This is a genomic window from Actinomadura sp. KC345, assembly GCF_004348515.1.
Taxonomy (GTDB): domain Bacteria; phylum Actinomycetota; class Actinomycetes; order Streptosporangiales; family Streptosporangiaceae; genus Spirillospora.
This window is the reverse complement of the sequence record NZ_SMKH01000202.1, coordinates 1-14,653: the sequence shown is the minus strand read 5'-3', so window position 1 is coordinate 14,653 and position 14,653 is coordinate 1. Positions and strand designations below refer to the sequence as shown.

The 14,653-nt window shown below is 72.9% G+C and carries 14 protein-coding genes and 1 tRNA gene; 11 read left to right on the top strand and 4 right to left on the bottom strand.

Features of this window, described 5'->3' with window-relative positions; all coding sequences use genetic code 11:
• The first annotated feature begins 81 nt into the window (after window positions 1-81).
• Window positions 82-154 (top strand) — tRNA-Asn (locus tag E1281_RS27350).
• A gap of 305 nt (window positions 155-459) precedes the next feature.
• Here the strand turns inward: E1281_RS27350 and E1281_RS27345 are convergent.
• Window positions 460-957: an SRPBCC domain-containing protein gene (locus tag E1281_RS27345; RefSeq protein WP_131882591.1), complete on the bottom strand. Its 498-nt coding sequence runs from the start codon at window positions 955-957 to the stop codon at window positions 460-462.
• A 276-nt stretch (window positions 958-1,233) separates the two neighbouring features.
• Window positions 1,234-2,586: a serine hydrolase domain-containing protein gene (locus E1281_RS27340; RefSeq protein ID WP_131882590.1), complete on the bottom strand. Its 1,353-nt coding sequence runs from the start codon at window positions 2,584-2,586 to the stop codon at window positions 1,234-1,236.
• Between the two features lie 313 nt (window positions 2,587-2,899).
• Between E1281_RS27340 and E1281_RS27335 the strand changes: the two genes are divergently transcribed.
• From E1281_RS27335 to mnhG, 7 genes are all read left to right on the top strand, one after another.
• Window positions 2,900-3,487 (top strand): hypothetical protein, encoded by a 588-nt coding sequence (locus E1281_RS27335; RefSeq protein WP_131882589.1) that lies wholly within the window; start codon window positions 2,900-2,902, stop codon window positions 3,485-3,487.
• A 211-nt stretch (window positions 3,488-3,698) separates the two neighbouring features.
• Window positions 3,699-6,539: a hydrogen gas-evolving membrane-bound hydrogenase subunit E gene (mbhE, locus tag E1281_RS27330; RefSeq protein WP_131882588.1), complete on the top strand. Its 2,841-nt coding sequence runs from the start codon at window positions 3,699-3,701 to the stop codon at window positions 6,537-6,539.
• On the top strand, window positions 6,536-7,027 hold the full coding sequence (locus tag E1281_RS27325) for a Na(+)/H(+) antiporter subunit C (RefSeq protein WP_131882587.1): 492 nt from the start codon (window positions 6,536-6,538) through the stop codon (window positions 7,025-7,027). Before mbhE ends, E1281_RS27325 begins: the two co-directional genes overlap by 4 nt.
• Entirely contained in the window at window positions 7,024-8,544 is a 1,521-nt protein-coding gene (locus E1281_RS27320) for a Na+/H+ antiporter subunit D (protein WP_131882586.1), read from the top strand. The genes E1281_RS27325 and E1281_RS27320 overlap by 4 nt, the downstream gene beginning before the upstream one ends.
• The gene (locus E1281_RS27315) at window positions 8,541-9,077 is read left to right on the top strand and encodes a Na+/H+ antiporter subunit E (RefSeq protein WP_131882585.1); all 537 of its coding nucleotides are present in this window, start codon (window positions 8,541-8,543) and stop codon (window positions 9,075-9,077) included. The genes E1281_RS27320 and E1281_RS27315 overlap by 4 nt, the downstream gene beginning before the upstream one ends.
• Window positions 9,074-9,340 (top strand): monovalent cation/H+ antiporter complex subunit F, encoded by a 267-nt coding sequence (locus E1281_RS27310; protein WP_131882584.1) that lies wholly within the window; start codon window positions 9,074-9,076, stop codon window positions 9,338-9,340. Before E1281_RS27315 ends, E1281_RS27310 begins: the two co-directional genes overlap by 4 nt.
• The gene (mnhG, locus tag E1281_RS27305) at window positions 9,337-9,660 is read left to right on the top strand and encodes a monovalent cation/H(+) antiporter subunit G (RefSeq protein WP_131882583.1); all 324 of its coding nucleotides are present in this window, start codon (window positions 9,337-9,339) and stop codon (window positions 9,658-9,660) included. Before E1281_RS27310 ends, mnhG begins: the two co-directional genes overlap by 4 nt.
• Window positions 9,661-9,691: 31 nt before the next feature.
• Here mnhG and E1281_RS27300 read toward each other — a convergent pair whose 3' ends face one another.
• Both E1281_RS27300 and E1281_RS27295 read right to left on the bottom strand, forming a co-directional pair.
• Window positions 9,692-10,537, bottom strand: a complete 846-nt coding sequence (locus E1281_RS27300; RefSeq protein ID WP_243717462.1) for a siderophore-interacting protein — start codon at window positions 10,535-10,537, stop codon at window positions 9,692-9,694.
• Window positions 10,538-10,548: 11 nt separating this feature from the next.
• Window positions 10,549-11,586 carry an ABC transporter substrate-binding protein gene (locus tag E1281_RS27295; RefSeq protein WP_131882582.1) on the bottom strand — a complete coding sequence of 346 codons (1,038 nt, stop codon included), beginning with the start codon at window positions 11,584-11,586 and terminating at the stop codon, window positions 10,549-10,551.
• Window positions 11,587-11,725: 139 nt separating this feature from the next.
• Here E1281_RS27295 and E1281_RS27290 point away from each other — a divergent pair, with 139 nt between their 5' ends.
• The 3 genes from E1281_RS27290 to E1281_RS27280 all read left to right on the top strand — a co-directional run.
• Entirely contained in the window at window positions 11,726-12,763 is a 1,038-nt protein-coding gene (locus E1281_RS27290; protein WP_207943518.1) for an iron chelate uptake ABC transporter family permease subunit, read from the top strand.
• Window positions 12,760-13,824 carry an iron chelate uptake ABC transporter family permease subunit gene (locus E1281_RS27285; RefSeq protein WP_131882580.1) on the top strand — a complete coding sequence of 355 codons (1,065 nt, stop codon included), beginning with the start codon at window positions 12,760-12,762 and terminating at the stop codon, window positions 13,822-13,824. The genes E1281_RS27290 and E1281_RS27285 overlap by 4 nt, the downstream gene beginning before the upstream one ends.
• Window positions 13,824-14,653 (top strand): ABC transporter ATP-binding protein (locus E1281_RS27280; protein ID WP_131882579.1); only part of this gene is annotated, 830 nt, incomplete at its 3' end. The genes E1281_RS27285 and E1281_RS27280, both read left to right, overlap by 1 nt.

Sequence of the window (14,653 nt, the reverse complement as noted above, 5' to 3'; positions counted from 1 at the left end):
CCCATAACGCGTGCGCGAACAGCCCCCCACATGCGCTAACCTAGACGCGCCAAGGGGCCCACCGCCCCGCCGCACACACGATCCCGCGTAGCTCAATCGGCAGAGCAGCCGGCTGTTAACCGGCAGGTTACTGGTTCGAGTCCAGTCGCGGGAGCCGAGGGGGTGTGGTCTGTTCGGTGCGCTTCGCCGCACCTTCGCCACGACCCGCAGTGCCCACCCGGGGGGCGACCCCCGGCACCCCATGTCGCTCAGCGGCCCGATCGAGCCATTCCTGAAGATCCGGAAGAAGCGTCGTATCGAGGACCGTACTCGCGAACCCTCCTCACCGACGCCCCCTGCGTCCAGGAGGGCACCCGTCTGCGGACTGTCGAGCTCGTGGAGGGCTGAGACGCACCGGGCCGGGAGCTTGAGACTGCGCGTTCGGTGCTGCTCAGGCCCTATTCCCTTCAGCTCGCGGGCTCAGTGGTCGTACCTCGCGAAGGCCTGGCCTGAGCCGGTGGTGATCAGCTGCGGCAGGCTCTGGGTGATGTAGAAGGTCCACCCGCGCGAGCACGCCTCGAAGCAGGCGGACTCCTCCGCGGTGAGACCTTCGTGCGTGAAGTGCAGCGTCGTGCTCTGCCCATCGGCGGCGAGGTCGAAGATGACCTTGGTGCCGGTCCACTCGTCGTGGTCGTCGATGAAGCTGAGGTAGGAGTCCACGACGTGCCAGACCACCCGCCGGCCGGGTACGACCTCGGTGACCTGGAACCGGGCGAAGCGGATGCCCTCCTTGGCTTCCCGGGCCGTCTCGCCGGCGTACGCGGTGTCGTCGGTGAAGACGAACTCGTCGCCCGGGGCGGCGGAGTGACCGATGAGATTCTGGTTCCACCATCCGCGGGCATTGATGATGGCCTCGAAGACCTCTTCCGGCGTCCGGTCGACGGTCACGGTGGCGGTCAGGTACTCGGTGTTCGACATGGTTCTTGCCTCTCTTCGCCGATGGTCTTTGCCCCACCGACGAAGGAGGTCGCCCGGGATGGACACCGAACGGGAAGAAACCTCGAAAAACCTGGCCGCGATGGTCCTCATGCTGGTCAGAGCCCGGAAACGGGGACCTTCAACCGCCTTGGCTTCCTCCTTGAGGTGGCGAGCCCGATTGGAAACCGTGCCGCTCGGCGGTCCGGGAGTTGCTGATGCGGGAGGGAGCTGCTCGCGCTGGTGTCTTGTGTGGGCAGCGGAATCTGCGCTCGGTCCCTAGTCCTGGACTCGTGGGACGGTGCGCGTGGTGTAGAGGAAGCGGCCGTTCTGGAGGAAGGCGATCAGTGGGTGCACACCCTCGTCTGGGGCGACGCCTACGAAGCGGCCGCCGCCCGCGTGGACGTAGCGGGTGGTCGTGCCGCCCTTCCCGAAGCGCGCCGCGGGGCCCTGCGGGGTGTCGGTGATGTCCAGTCCACGGGGGGCGGCCTTCACCTCGTAGGTGACCGACCGTGCGGAGTACCGGCCGGTGTAGGTCTCCGGCCAAAACGGCACGGGGGCGTCCGGCGGCAGCGCCCGCGGCGGCAGGCGGAGCCCGGCCGCGGACGAGAGGATCCGCGCCAGCACCTCGTCGATGAAGGCCGGGGCGCGGCCGCCGTTCGCGTGGACGGCGAGCACGAGGTCGCGGTCGGGAACGATGCGCCAGGCCGTGGTCTGGCCGGGCGTACCGCCGTCGTGGCCGACCACGGGCCTGCCGTCCCAGTCGAAGAGCATCAGCCCGAGGCCCCAGGCGGACGTGTACCGCTCACCCAGCGGGGGCAGCGTGACCTGCGGGCGGCACATCTCGGCGAAGGTCCCCGAGGGCAGCACCTGTGTCCCGTCGGCCGCCGCGCCGTCGGCCAGGAGCATCCGCCCGAACCGCACGAGGTCGCGCGGCGCGGCGCTCGGCGTGGAACCGGCCGGCGCGTTCGACTGCGGCAGCTCCCGCCGCGGCGAGACCCGCGGCGGCTCGCCGACATGCCCGACCGCGGCCCGGAACATGATCGCCTCCTCGGCGTACAGCGCCATGTGCCGCGCCCCGAGGGGCTCGATCAGCAGCTCCCGCATGGCGGTTTCCCACGTGCGCCCGCGCAGCCCGGCGACCAGGGCGCCGAGCGCGCAATAGCCGGCGTTGCAGTACGAGAACAGCTCCCCAGGGCCGCTGACCTGCCGGGCGCTGCCGCGCATGAACGCGACGAACCTGGCCACCGCGTCGTCCCCGCGTCCGGTGTCCTCGAACAGGTCCCCGTCGAACCCGCCGGTGTGCGACAGCAGCTGCCGCACGGTGATGCTCTCCGAGGCGGCGGCGTCCAGCACCCCGAACTCGGGGAGGTACCTTCGGACCGGCTCGTCGAGATCGACCAGCCCTTCCTCGGCCAGCTGCATCACCAGGGCGGCCGTCCAGACCTTGGTGACGGACCCGATCTGGAACAGGCTGTCGGCGGTGGCCTCCACCCCGGTGTCCAGATTGATCACCCCGGTGGCCGCCTCGGCCAGCCGAGCTCCCACCCCGACGGCTACCGCGGCCCCCGGCACCCCATGTCGCTCAGCGGCCCGATCGATCCATTCCTGAAGGTCCGGAAGAAGTGTCATATCGAGGACCGTACTCGCGGAACCTCCTCTCCGAGGCCCCTTCGCGGGCGCCCCGCCCCCACCACTGCGGAGCACCCCCGGCCACCGCCGTTCGGTAGGGCGGCAGGACGGGCCGGGGCGGGCGGCGCGGCAGAGTCCTGCTGCACGATCCGCAGGTGCCTGCCCACTCCAGAGTCATGGACCTCGTCCCACTCATCGGAGACGCTGCGCGAACTCGGAGGGCACGCATTGCCGACCGGCGCCGACCAGCGACGGTCCTCGGAGAGCGACCGCCGGAAAGAGCGGTCCACAAAGAAGATCCGGAGGACCCAACGTGCCTACCAAACGACGCGGGATCGCCGCGCTGCTCCTCGCGGTGTCGGCACTGCTCGCCAGCGGCTGCACGCTCGGAACGACCGACGACCAGCCGACGACTCACGCCGAGGGCTGCTCGCAGGCAGAGAGGGCGCTGGCGAACCTGCCCGGCACCGAGGCCCTGACGCGGGCCCTGGAATCCAAGAAGAACTCGGAAGACGTCTACGCCGTCATCTGGGTCGACGTCCACCGCCTCCAGGCGCACACCTGCACCGGCAGTCCGGAGGCCGATCCCCGGTTCATGGCGATCCACAAGACCATGCTGATCAGCGCGATCGACGAGGTCGAGCCGGCGGTCATGAGCACGACCGTCTACCGGCCGGTCGCCTCCGAACTCGCGGCCCTGGTCCGGCTCCCCGGCTCCGAGGACACCGCGGTGGAGAGGTTTCACCGGCTGATGGAGACGGTCGACGGGGATCTCACGAAGACCGGCGTCGGCGGGGACGGCCCGCTGACCGACACCTCGGTCTCCGGCTACCTGTTCGTCGGAGACCAGGGGTACGGTCACTGGCCCGACCGGGCCTCGCGGCTCGGTCCTGGCCGATGAACACCTCCCGGCGCCACTGACGGCGCCGGGACCCACCGAGGGCGGTGCGGATCACCACGATCCGCACCGCTCTTCCTCGTAGTGCGAGCCCAGAAGATCGCTGCCGGGTCCTCGGTCGTGGGCGGGGCTCCGTTTCGGGAGTGCTGGTCGGGTAGATCGGCTTGTGCGCGCTCAGTGGGTCGTGGCTTGGCGGAGGGGGGCTGCGGACGGCATGGTGATGCTGGTTGCGGCCTATGCCGTCGTGGCCCTCGTCGTTCCCTGGGCGCTGGGACGGCATCGGCGGGTGATGGCCTGCGCCGCGGCCGTGCTTCCGGCGGGGACGGCCGCCTGGGCCGCCCTGCGCGCGGGGGACGGGGAGCTCACCGAGACGGTCGCCTGGTCCGGCGAGCTCGGGCTCCTGATCGATTTCCGGCTGGACGCGCTGTCGGTCGTCATGCTGCTGCTCGTCGGCGGGGTGGGCGCCGTGGCGCTGTGCTACGCGGGCTGGTACTTCGAGCGTTCCGAGAAGCTGATGGTCGGGACGCTCGTGGCGTTCGCGGGGGCGATGACCGGGCTGGTGCTCGCCGACAACCTGCTCGTCCTCTACGTGTTCTGGGAACTCACCACGATCAGCTCCTTCATCCTGATCGGCACGACCGGGCGCGAGCGGGCCGAGGACCGGCGCGCGGCGACCCAGGCGCTGCTGATGACCACCGCGTTCGGGCTGGTCATGCTCGCGGGGTTCGTGGTGCTCGGCCAGACCGCCGGGACCTACCGGATCTCGGCGCTGATCGCCGACCCGCCGGGCGGGAACGCGGCCGAGGCGGGCCTGGTGCTGGTGCTGCTGGGGGCGTTCGCCAAGTCGGCGCAGATGCCGCTGCACGCGTGGCTGCCCGCGGCGATGGTGGCGCCCACGCCGGTGAGCGCCTACCTGCACGCCGCGGCCATGGTCAAGGCGGGCGTCTACCTGGTGGCGCGGCTGTCGCCCGCGTTCGCCGAGACCGGCCTGTGGCGGCCGGCGGTGATCGGCGTGGGGCTCGTGAGCCTGCTCGTCGGCGGTGTCCTCGCGCTCAGGCAGAACGACCTGAAAAGGCTGCTCGCCTACGGGACCGTGAGCCAGCTCGGCTTCCTGATGGTCCTGTTCGGGGACGGGACGCGGACGGCGGCGCTGGCGGGAACCGCGTTGCTGCTGGCCCACGGCGTGTTCAAGGCGCCGCTGTTCCTGGCCGCCGGCGTCGTCGAGCACCGGACCGGGACGCGCCGCATCGACGAGCTGTCGGGGGCGTGGCGGCGGCTGCCGGTGACCGCCGTCGTGGCCACGGCGGCGGTCGCGTCCATGATCGGCCTGCCGCCGTTCCTCGGATTCGTCGCGAAGGAGGCCGCGTTCAAGGCGTTCGCCCACGGCGGCCTGGACGCCGCCGTGCTCATCGGGGTGGTGGCGGGCTCCGCGCTGACCACGGCTTACGGTGTGCGGTTCCTGCAGGGCGCCTTCGGCGGTGGACGGGACGAGGCGCGGCCGGGCGACCCGTGGGGGATGGTCGTGCCCATGGCGGTGCCCGCCGCCGCCGGGCTCGTCCTGGGGTTCACGGCCGGGCCGGTCCACGCGATGGTCGCGCCGTACGCGGACACGATGAGCGGGGATCCCGGCTACGAGCTCGCGCTCTGGCACGGGCTCGGGCTCCCGATCGCCCTGTCCGCGCTCGCCGTCGCGGCGGGCGCCGGGATCTTCCTCCTGTACGTCAGGTCGCTGCCCGACCGGCGGATGCGGTGGCCCGTCCTGGACGGCCAGCGGATCTACAACGGAGTGATCCGCGCGACCCTCGCGGGGGCGCAGGCGGTCACGAAGCGGCTCCAGGCCGGCTCGCTGCCCTTCTACCTCGGCGTGATCGGGGCGACCGTGCTCGTGGTGCCGGGCACCGCGCTCGCCGTGGGCCTGGCCCGGGGGACGGCCCCCGACCCGTCGTCCTACATCCTGCGCGGCTGGGACGACCCGATCCAGAGCGTCCTCGGCGTGGTCGTGATCGTCTGCGCCCTCGCGGCGCTGCTGGCCCGCCGGAGGCTGTCGGCGGCGCTGCTGATGTCCGGGACCGGCTACGCGATCGGCGGGCTCTTCGTGGTGCAGGGCGGACCGGATCTCGCGCTCACCCACCTCGTCGTGGAGACGCTCCTGCTGATCACGCTCGTGCTGGTGCTGCGGCGGCTCCCGGAGCGGTTCCCGCCACGCCGGCGGCAGCGGTCCGCCCGGATCGTGACCGCCCTGATCAGCCTCGGGCTCGGCGGGTTCGTCGCGACGTTCCTGCTGGTGGCGTCGCTGAGCCGGGTCGGCCCCCCGACCGGACCCGGCCACGCCGGCCTCGCCGCGGAGGAGGAGACCGGCAACGTCGTGAACATGATCCTCGTCGAGACGCGGGCCCTGGACACCCTGGGCGAGATCACGGTCGTGGCCGTGGCCTCGATGGGCGTCATCGGCCTCGTGCTCACCGGGCGCCGTACGCGGCGCCCGCCCGCCGAGGACCCCGGAACCGGCGAGCCGGGAGGGCGGGGCTGGCTCGCCACGTCGGGCCGGCCCGCGGTGGGCGGCGCGCCGATGGTGCCGGCGGCGGCCACGGCACGCCTGCTGGGCCCGGCGATCCTGGTGTTCTCCGTCTACCTGCTCTTCGCGGGGCACAACCGTCCCGGCGGCGGTTTCGTGGCGGGGCTCGTGGCGGCGATGGCGTACGTCCTGCGCTACCTGCCGGGCGGGCGGTGGGAACTGGCGGCCGCGCTGCCCGTGCGGCCCGGCGTCCTGCTCGGCGGCGGGCTCGGCCTGGCGGTCGCCACGGGCGCCGCCGGATGGACGCTCGGCGGGTTCGGGAAAGGGGAGTTCCTCAAGGGCGAGGTGCTGCACGCCGCGCTGCCCGTCATCGGCGACGTCAAGCTCCCGACCAGCCTGTTCTTCGACGCCGGGGTGTACCTGCTGGTGCTCGGGCTGGTGCTGACGATCCTCACCACCCTCGGCGCGAGCCTCGACGAGAGCGCCGTGGAGGACGCCGGTCCGGAGGAGGGCGGGGCAGCGGAAGGAGCACGACCGTGACCGGCCCCGCCCTCGTCCTCGTCGTGGCCGTCGCCGTGCTGTTCGCGGCGGGCATCGACATGCTGATGGAGCGGTCGCTCGTCCGGATCGTGGTCGGCTTCATGCTGCTCGGACACGGCGCCAACCTGCTCCTGCTGCTGGCGGGCGGGGCCGCCGGCTCGCCGCCGCTGCTCGGCAAGGAGTCCGAGCGCCCGATGGCCGACCCGCTGCCGCAGGCCATGGCGCTCACCGCGATCGTGATCACCTTCGGCGTGACGGCGTTCCTGCTGGCGCTCGCGTACCGCAGCCGGATCACCCTGGGCGAGGACGAGGTGCGCGACGACGTCGAGGACCGCCGGATCCACGCCGAGCGCCGCCGGGAAGCCTGGGCCGCAGGCGCGGGCGAGGAGGCCGACCCCCTGGAGGAGGACGCGCAGGAGCACGAACCCGAGCACGCGGGCGCCTCCGGTGAGGACGCCCCGCACCGGAACGGCGGTGAGGGCGCATGAGCGTCCTCGTCCCGCTGCCGTTCGTGCTCCTGCTGCTCGGGGCCGCGCTGATGATGATCAGCCGGCGCCGGGAGGTGTGGCTGCGCGTCCTCGGCCCGCTGACCGTGGCGGGATCGCTGGCGGCCTCCTGCGGGCTGCTCGCGGCCGTGGCCCGGGACGGCGTGATCGCCGTCCAGATGGGGGGCTGGCCCGCGCCGCTGGGCATCACGCTCGTCGCGGACCGGCTGGCGGCGCTGCTGCTCGTGGTGTCCACCGCCGTGCTGCTCGCGATCATGCTCCACGCCGTGGCGGAGGGCGCCGGCGGGCTCGGCGGGCACGAGCCGGGAATCTTCTATCCCGCGTATCTCACGCTGACCGCCGGGGTCTGCCTGATCTTCCTCGCCGGCGACCTGTTCAACCTCTTCGTCGCGTTCGAGATCATGCTGGCGTCCAGCTACGTGCTGATGACGCTCACCCCGACGGCCGAGCGGGTCCAGGCCGGCATGACTTACACCGTGGTCAGCCTCATGTCCTCGATCCTGTTCCTCACCGCGATCGGCCTGACCTACGCCGCGGCGGGCTCGGTGAACCTCGCCGACCTGTCCGGGCGCATCGCGGACCTGCCCGAGGGCACCCGGACGGCGCTCGGGCTGCTGTTCCTCGTCGTGTTCGGGATCAAAGGGGCGATCGCGCCGCTGCACCTGTGGCTGCCCGACAGCTACCCGGCCGCCCTCACCAAGGTCACGGCCGTGTTCGCGGCGCTGCTGACCAAGGCGGCCATCTACGCCCTCATCCGGGTGGAGACGCTGCTGTTCCCCCGCGAGCAGGTGTCGTGGATCATGCTCGTCCTCGCGGCCGCGACGATGCTCGTCGGCACCCTCGGCGCGCTCACCCACGACGACATCCACCGGGTGTTCTCCTTCATCCTGGTGGGCCACATCGGCTACATGCTGTTCGGCCTGGGGCTCTACACCGTCGCCGGCCTCACCGGCGCGATTCTCTACCTCGTCCACCACATCGTCGTTCAGGCGGCGCTGTTCCTGGTCAGCGACCTGATGCAGGGGCTCACCGGGGAGACCTCGCTGCGCCGCCTCGGCGGCATCGCACGCGCGTCGTCCTTCATCGCCGTGGTGTTCTTCGTCCCCGCCATGAGCGTGAGCGGGATGCCGCCGACCTCGGGTTTCATCGCCAAGCTCGCGCTGTTCCAGGCCGGCCTCGGCTCGGGGGAGCGCGTCGCCTACGCCGTCACCGCGGTGGCGGTGCTGGCGAGCCTGCTCACGCTCCTGGCGATGTCCCGGATCTGGACGCTCGGGTTCTGGCGCCCCCGCCCGAAGGAGGCCGGCGAGCCGCCCGCCTCCGGCTCCTACACGCAGGGAAGCAGGCGCCTCATGGGGGCCGTCACGGCGGTCCTGGTCGTCGGAGGGCTGTTCATCGCCGTGCTCGCCGGGCCGCTGGCGTCGTGGAGCCAGCGCGCCGCGACCGACCTGCTGGACCCGGCGCCGTACCGGAACGCCGTGCTGGACGGAGGCGCGCCATGACCCCCGGGCTCCGCCGCATCGCCTCCCGCCTCGTCATGGGGGTGTGGCTCCTCGCGATCTGGCTGCTGCTGTGGGGACGGGCCGACGCCCTCACCGTGGCCGGCGGCGTGCTCGTCATCGCCGCCGCCTACCCGGCGAGCCGGCTGCCCGCCGTCCCCCTGGTCAGGCGGGTACGGCCGCTGCGCCTCGCCATGGCCGTCGCCGAGTTCGTCTGGGACCTGCTCCTGTCCAGCCTGGTCATCGGCTGGCACGCGCTGTACCGGCCGGGACAGGTGCGCAGCGCCATCCTGGACGTGGACATGCGCTCCCGTTCAGAGGTCATCCTCCTGGGGGTCACGACCAGCATCTCCCTCCGTCCCGGCACCCTCCTGATCGACCTGGACGCGGAGCGGGCCGTCCTTCGCATCCACGCCATGCCGGTCCGCGACCTCCAGCAGGCGGAGTCGACGCGGGACGGCGTGGCCAGGACCGAGGAGCGGCTGATGCGCGCGTTCGTGACCTGGGAGGACGCACCACCGAAGGAGGAAGGATGAACACCGTCTACGTCCTGACCATGATCCTGCTGGGCGTCGCGTTCCTGATGGCGGCCGTGCGGCTGGTGCGCGGCCCCTCCAGCTTCGACCGCATCATGGCGCTGGACGTCATGGCCGTCCTGCTGGTCAGCGGCATCGCGGTGCACGCCGCCTACTGGGGCGAACCCGCGCACGCCACGCTCCTGCTGGTCGTGTCGATGCTGGCCTTCGTCGGCTCGGTCAGCGCGGCCCGCCTGGCGGGGGCGCGCGGGGAGCGCGCATGAGCGCCGGCGACGTCGTCACCGCCGTCCTGCTGCCCGCGGGCGGGGTCTTCTCCGTCCTCGGCGCCCTCGGCGTCCTGCGCTTCCCGGACCTGCTCGCCCGGCTGCACGCCGCGACGAAGCCGCAGACGATCGGGCTGCTGCTGGTCCTCGCCGGGGTGGCGCCCCAGGCCGGTTCCCTCTCGGCCGTCACCCCGCTGATCCTGGTCGCGTTCTTCCAGCTGCTCACCGCCCCGGTGACCGCCCAGACGGTCGGCGGCGCCGCCTACCGCGCCGGCGTGATCAGGCACGACCTCCTCACCCTCGACGAGACCGACCGGTGAAGCCGCCGCCCGGCCCCGTGGCGGCGGCGGGTCACTCCTCGGTGGCGGGGCTGCCGCCGGTGATGGACTCGGCGAGCAGGTCCTCCTCGGTGGCGCCGCGGCGCCAGTAGCCGGTGAACGTGACGGCGCGGCGGTCCAGGCCGCGCTCGTTCACCAGGTGCCGGCGCAGCGCCTTGACGACGGCGGACTCGCCGGCGATCCAGGCGTAGGCGCCGTCCGGGACGCCGGCGGCGCGGACGGCGTCCAGCAGGCCGCCGGGGGAGACCCACGTGATCTCCGCGTCGGCGGCCGACGGCAGGTCCTGCCGGTCGCCGGGCTCCGGGACGTCGATCCACACATGGGCGGGCGTCCCGGCCGGCAGCCAGGCGAGGTTCCCCGCGATGGCGGGCAGCGCGGTCAGGTCGCCCGCGATCAGCACCGGGCTTCCGGGCGGCGGCCGGAAGTCGTAGCCGCCGTTGTCGGCGCCGGTCGGGCCGAGGACGGTGAGGCGGTCGCCGGAGCGGGCGGCGGCCGCCCAGGTCGCGGCCGGTCCCGAGGTGCCGTTGGAGTGCAGGGCGAAGTCGACGTCGAGTTCTCCCGGCCGCTGGTCGCGGACGGTGTAGGAGCGCATGATGCCGCGTTCGGCCGGGTCCAGGGCCCGCCAGTCGGCGAACCAGGTCTCGCCGTCGTTGTTCTCCGGCATGACGGGCGCGTCCTGGTGCGGATGCGGGAGGAACAGCTTGATGCGCTGGTCCCGGCCGGCGGTGACGAAGGGCGTCTCGGCGGAGCCGTTCAGGGAGTCGCCGCCGAGGGTGACCCGGACCATCGACGGGCCGAGCCGTTCGGCCCGCAGGACGTGCAGGTCGAAGAACGCGTAGGGGTGGGCCGGTTTCGTCACGATGCCGCCTTTCAGCCGGTCTTCTTCGCGGACTTCAGGGAGGTGGCCAGGGCTTCGAGGATCGGCGCGCAGCCTTCGTAGGAGAAGCGGGGTTCGGGGTTCCACGGCACGACCTGCCCGGCCTTCACCGCCGGCAGGTCCTTCCAGGTGGGCTTGTCGCCGAGGTCGCCGGGCTGGAGCGCCTGGGTGCGGGAGTCCAGCATGATGACGTCGGCCTTGTAGCGGTCGGCGTTCTCCCAGCTGAGGTTCTCGAAGAAGCCGTTCTGGTCGAGGTTCTCCGGGACGACGAGATCGACGCCGAGTTCCTTGAAGTAGATGAGGTCGGTGTTCTTGTCCGGGCTGGAGGCGTAGAACAGGTCGGGGCTGGCGGACGCGGCCAGCACCTTCAGGCCCCCGTTGGCTCCGGCCGCCGCGCGTACCGCCTCGGCCGCCTTCTCGAACCGTGCTTTGGCGGCGGTGACCTTCCCGGCCTTCAGGTCGGCGCCGAGCGCGGCGGCGAGCGCGCCGGTCCGCTCGATCGGCCTGGGCAGCGGGACGGCGCCGGCCGCGATCGCGGCGCTGGGCGCCAGCTTGAAGATCTTGTCCTTGCTCTCCGGCGGGACGTAGAACAGCTCGTCCTCAAGGAACATGTTGCTGACCAGGAGGTCCGGGCGGAGGTTGGCGTACTTCTCGATGTTGAACTCGCCGAACGCGTTGCCGATGATCTCAAGCCGGTCGACGGGCAGGTTCCCGGCCTGCGGGTCGGGCCTGCCGTCCTTGAGCCTCGTCGGCCCGAACACGCCGGCGATCTGCTCGTCGACGCCGAAGTCGTACAGCGCGGCGGCGGCGGCGACGTAGCCGACGACGCGCTCGGGCCGCGCGTCCAGCCGCACCTTCTCGCCGCGGTCGTCGGTGAACGACCAGGCGCCGCCCCCGGAGGCCGGGCCGCTCCCGCCCCCGCCGCCGCACGCGCCGAGGAGGGTTCCGAGGGCGACGGCACCGCCCGCGCCGAGGAAGCCCCGCCGGGAGAGGGCGGCGCGGGGGAGCCGGCGGGCTCCGGTGTTCGACATTTCGGACGTACTCCAAGAATCAACGACGGTGGCCCTATTGCGGGCTTGATCGGCACTTAGGTTAACCTAACCTAAGTCTTGTTCATAGGTGGGATCGGTCACCCGGTCCCGCCGGCACGTCTCCGGAGCCCGCCAGGTGTTGTCGACCAGACCCCCGCCGCTCACGCCGCCGGCCGAGCGGAAGCCGGGCGGCAGGCGGGCTGCCGGGCTCGTCGGGGCGCTGCTGCTCCTGCTCGCCGCCGCGGCGCTCAGCCTCGCGGTCGGCGCGAAGCCGCTGTCGCCCGGCGAGGCCTGGGACGGCCTGTTCCACGCCGACTCGGCCGCGTACCCGATCGTCCACGACATGCGCCTCCCGCGCACCGTCCTCGGCCTCCTCGCGGGCCTGGCGCTCGGGCTCGCCGGCGCGGTGATGCAGGCGCTCACCCGCAACCCGCTCGCCGACCCCGGCCTGCTCGGCATCAACGCCGGCGCCGCCGCCGCCGTGGTCTCGGCGATCTCCTTCCTCGGCGTCACCTCGTTCACCGGGTTCGTGTGGTTCGCGTTCGCGGGCGCCGGCTCGGTCGCGGTGCTGCTGTACGCGATCGGCGGCGGCAGCGGCGCCACCCCGGTCCGGCTGGTGCTGGCCGGAGCCGCGTTGAACGCGGCGCTGTTCTCCTACGTGAGCGCGGTGCAGCTCCTGGACACCGCGTCCCTCGACCGCATGCGGTTCTGGACGGTCGGATCCCTCGCCTCCGCGCAGGACTACACCGTCGTGCGCGTTGCCCCGTTCGTCGTCGCGGGCCTCGTGATCGCCCTGCTGCTGGCCCGCCCGCTGAACGCGATGGCGATGGGCGAGGACGCCGCCCGCGCGCTCGGGGCCGACCCCGGGCGGGCCCGGGTCGCCGCGATCATCGCGATCACCCTGCTGTGCGGCGCGGCGACCGCGGCCTGCGGGCCGATCGTCTTCGTGGGGCTGATGGTGCCGCACCTCGTCCGGGCGCTGACCGGATCCGACCTGCGCTGGCTGTTCCCGTACTGCGCGGTCCTCTCGCCCGCGCTGATGCTGGCCGCCGACGTCCTCGGGCGCGTGGTCGCGCGGCCCTCCGAACTCCAGGTCGGGATCGTGATGGTCGTGGCGGGCGGGCCGCTGTTCCTCTACTTCGTCCGCCGCCCGCTCGGCAGGACGGCCGCCTCATGACGGGGCGAGCGACGGCCCGCGGCCCGCGTTCCGCCGTCGTGCGGACGCCGGCCGGGCTCTCGTTCCGGTTCCGCCCGCGCGCCATCGCGGTGGCGGCAGTCTGCCTGGCCGTGGCGCTCGGGACGGGCGTGCTCCTCATCGGCACCGGCGACTTCCCGATGAGTCCCGCCGAGGTCGTGCGCACGCTCGCCGGGCAGGGCTCGCCCGCCGACTCGCTCATCGTGAACGAGATCCGGCTGCCGCGCGTGGCGGCCGGGCTCGCGGTGGGCGCGGCGCTCGGCCTGGCCGGGGCCATCTTCCAGTCGCTCGTCCGCAACCCGCTCGGCAGCCCCGACATCCTCGGCTTCACCCAGGGGTCGTCCACCGGCGTCCTCGCCGTGATCGTGCTGACCGGCGGCGGCAGCCTCACGGCCGCCGCGGGCGCCGCCGCCGGGGGCCTGGCGACCGGGCTGATCGTGCTGGCGGTCGCGGGACGCCGGGGCGCGCACGGCCAGCGGCTCGTCCTCGTCGGCATCGGCGTCGCGGCGATCCTCACCGGCGTGAACGGCTACCTGCTCACCCAGGCGAACATCGTCGACGCGGCCCGCGCCGTCCTGTGGCTGACCGGCAGCCTGGACGGCCGCGACTGGGCGGACACCGCGCCCGTGCTCGCCGGGCTCGCCGTCCTCGGGCCGCTCGTGCTCGTCGTCTGCGGCCGGGCGCTGCGGATGCTGGAGATGGGCGGCGACGCCGCGCACGGGCTCGGCGTCCCCATCGAGCGGGTGCGGCTGGTCATGCTGACCGCGGCGGTGCTGCTCACCTCCCTGGCCGCGGCGGCGGCCGGCCCGGTCGCGTTCGTCGCGCTGACCGCGCCGCAGCTCGCCCGGCGCCTGACCCGCACCACCGGACCCAACCTGCTGCCCGCGATGTGCATGGGCGCGGCGCTGCTGGTGGCCGCCGACTGGGCGGCGCAGAACGCCGTCCCCGGGCGCCAGCTCCCCGTCGGCGTGGTGACGGGGCTCCTCGGCGGCGGATACCTGGTCTGGCTCCTCATGAACGAACGCAAGACGGGACGGATCTGATGGCGAACAGGCGGCCGAGCGAAGCTCGTCGAACGGACGGCGGCGGGCGGGGGCCGGAGAACGGAAAGAGCCGGCTGGCCGGTGCGGGCCTCACACTCGGCTATGACAGGCGCACCATCACCGAGGACCTCGACGTGGCCGTGCCGGACGGCTCGTTCACCGTGATCGTCGGCCCCAACGCGTGCGGCAAGTCCACACTGCTGCGTGCGCTGGCCCGGATCCTCCGGCCCTCCTCCGGCACCGTCGTCCTGGACGGCGACCCGATCGCGGGCTGGCCCGCCAAGAAGCTGGCGCGGACGCTCGGTCTGCTGCCGCAGTCGCCGATCTCGCCCGAGGGGATCACGGTGGCCGACCTCGTCTCGCGCGGCCGGTACCCGCACCAGAGCCTGCTGCGCCAGTGGTCGGGGGAGGACGAGAAGGTCGTCGCGGAGTCGATGGCCGCGACCGGCGTCGAGGACCTCGCCGACCGGCACGTGGACGAGCTGTCGGGCGGGCAGCGCCAGCGCGTCTGGATCGCGATGGCGCTGGCCCAGCAGACCCCGCTGCTCCTGCTGGACGAGCCGACGACCTTCCTCGACATCGCGCACCAGATCGAGGTCCTCGACCTGTGCGCCGCCCTGCACGAGGAGGGCCGGACGGTCGTCGCCGTCCTGCACGACCTCAACCACGCCGCGCGGTACGCCACGCACATGATCGCCATGCGGGACGGCCGGATCGTGGCGGAGGGCGAGCCGTCCGCGGTGGTCACGGCCGAGCTGGTCGAGGACGTCTTCCGCATCCCGTGCCAGGTGATCGACTGCCCGGAGACCGGAACCCCCCTGGTCATCCC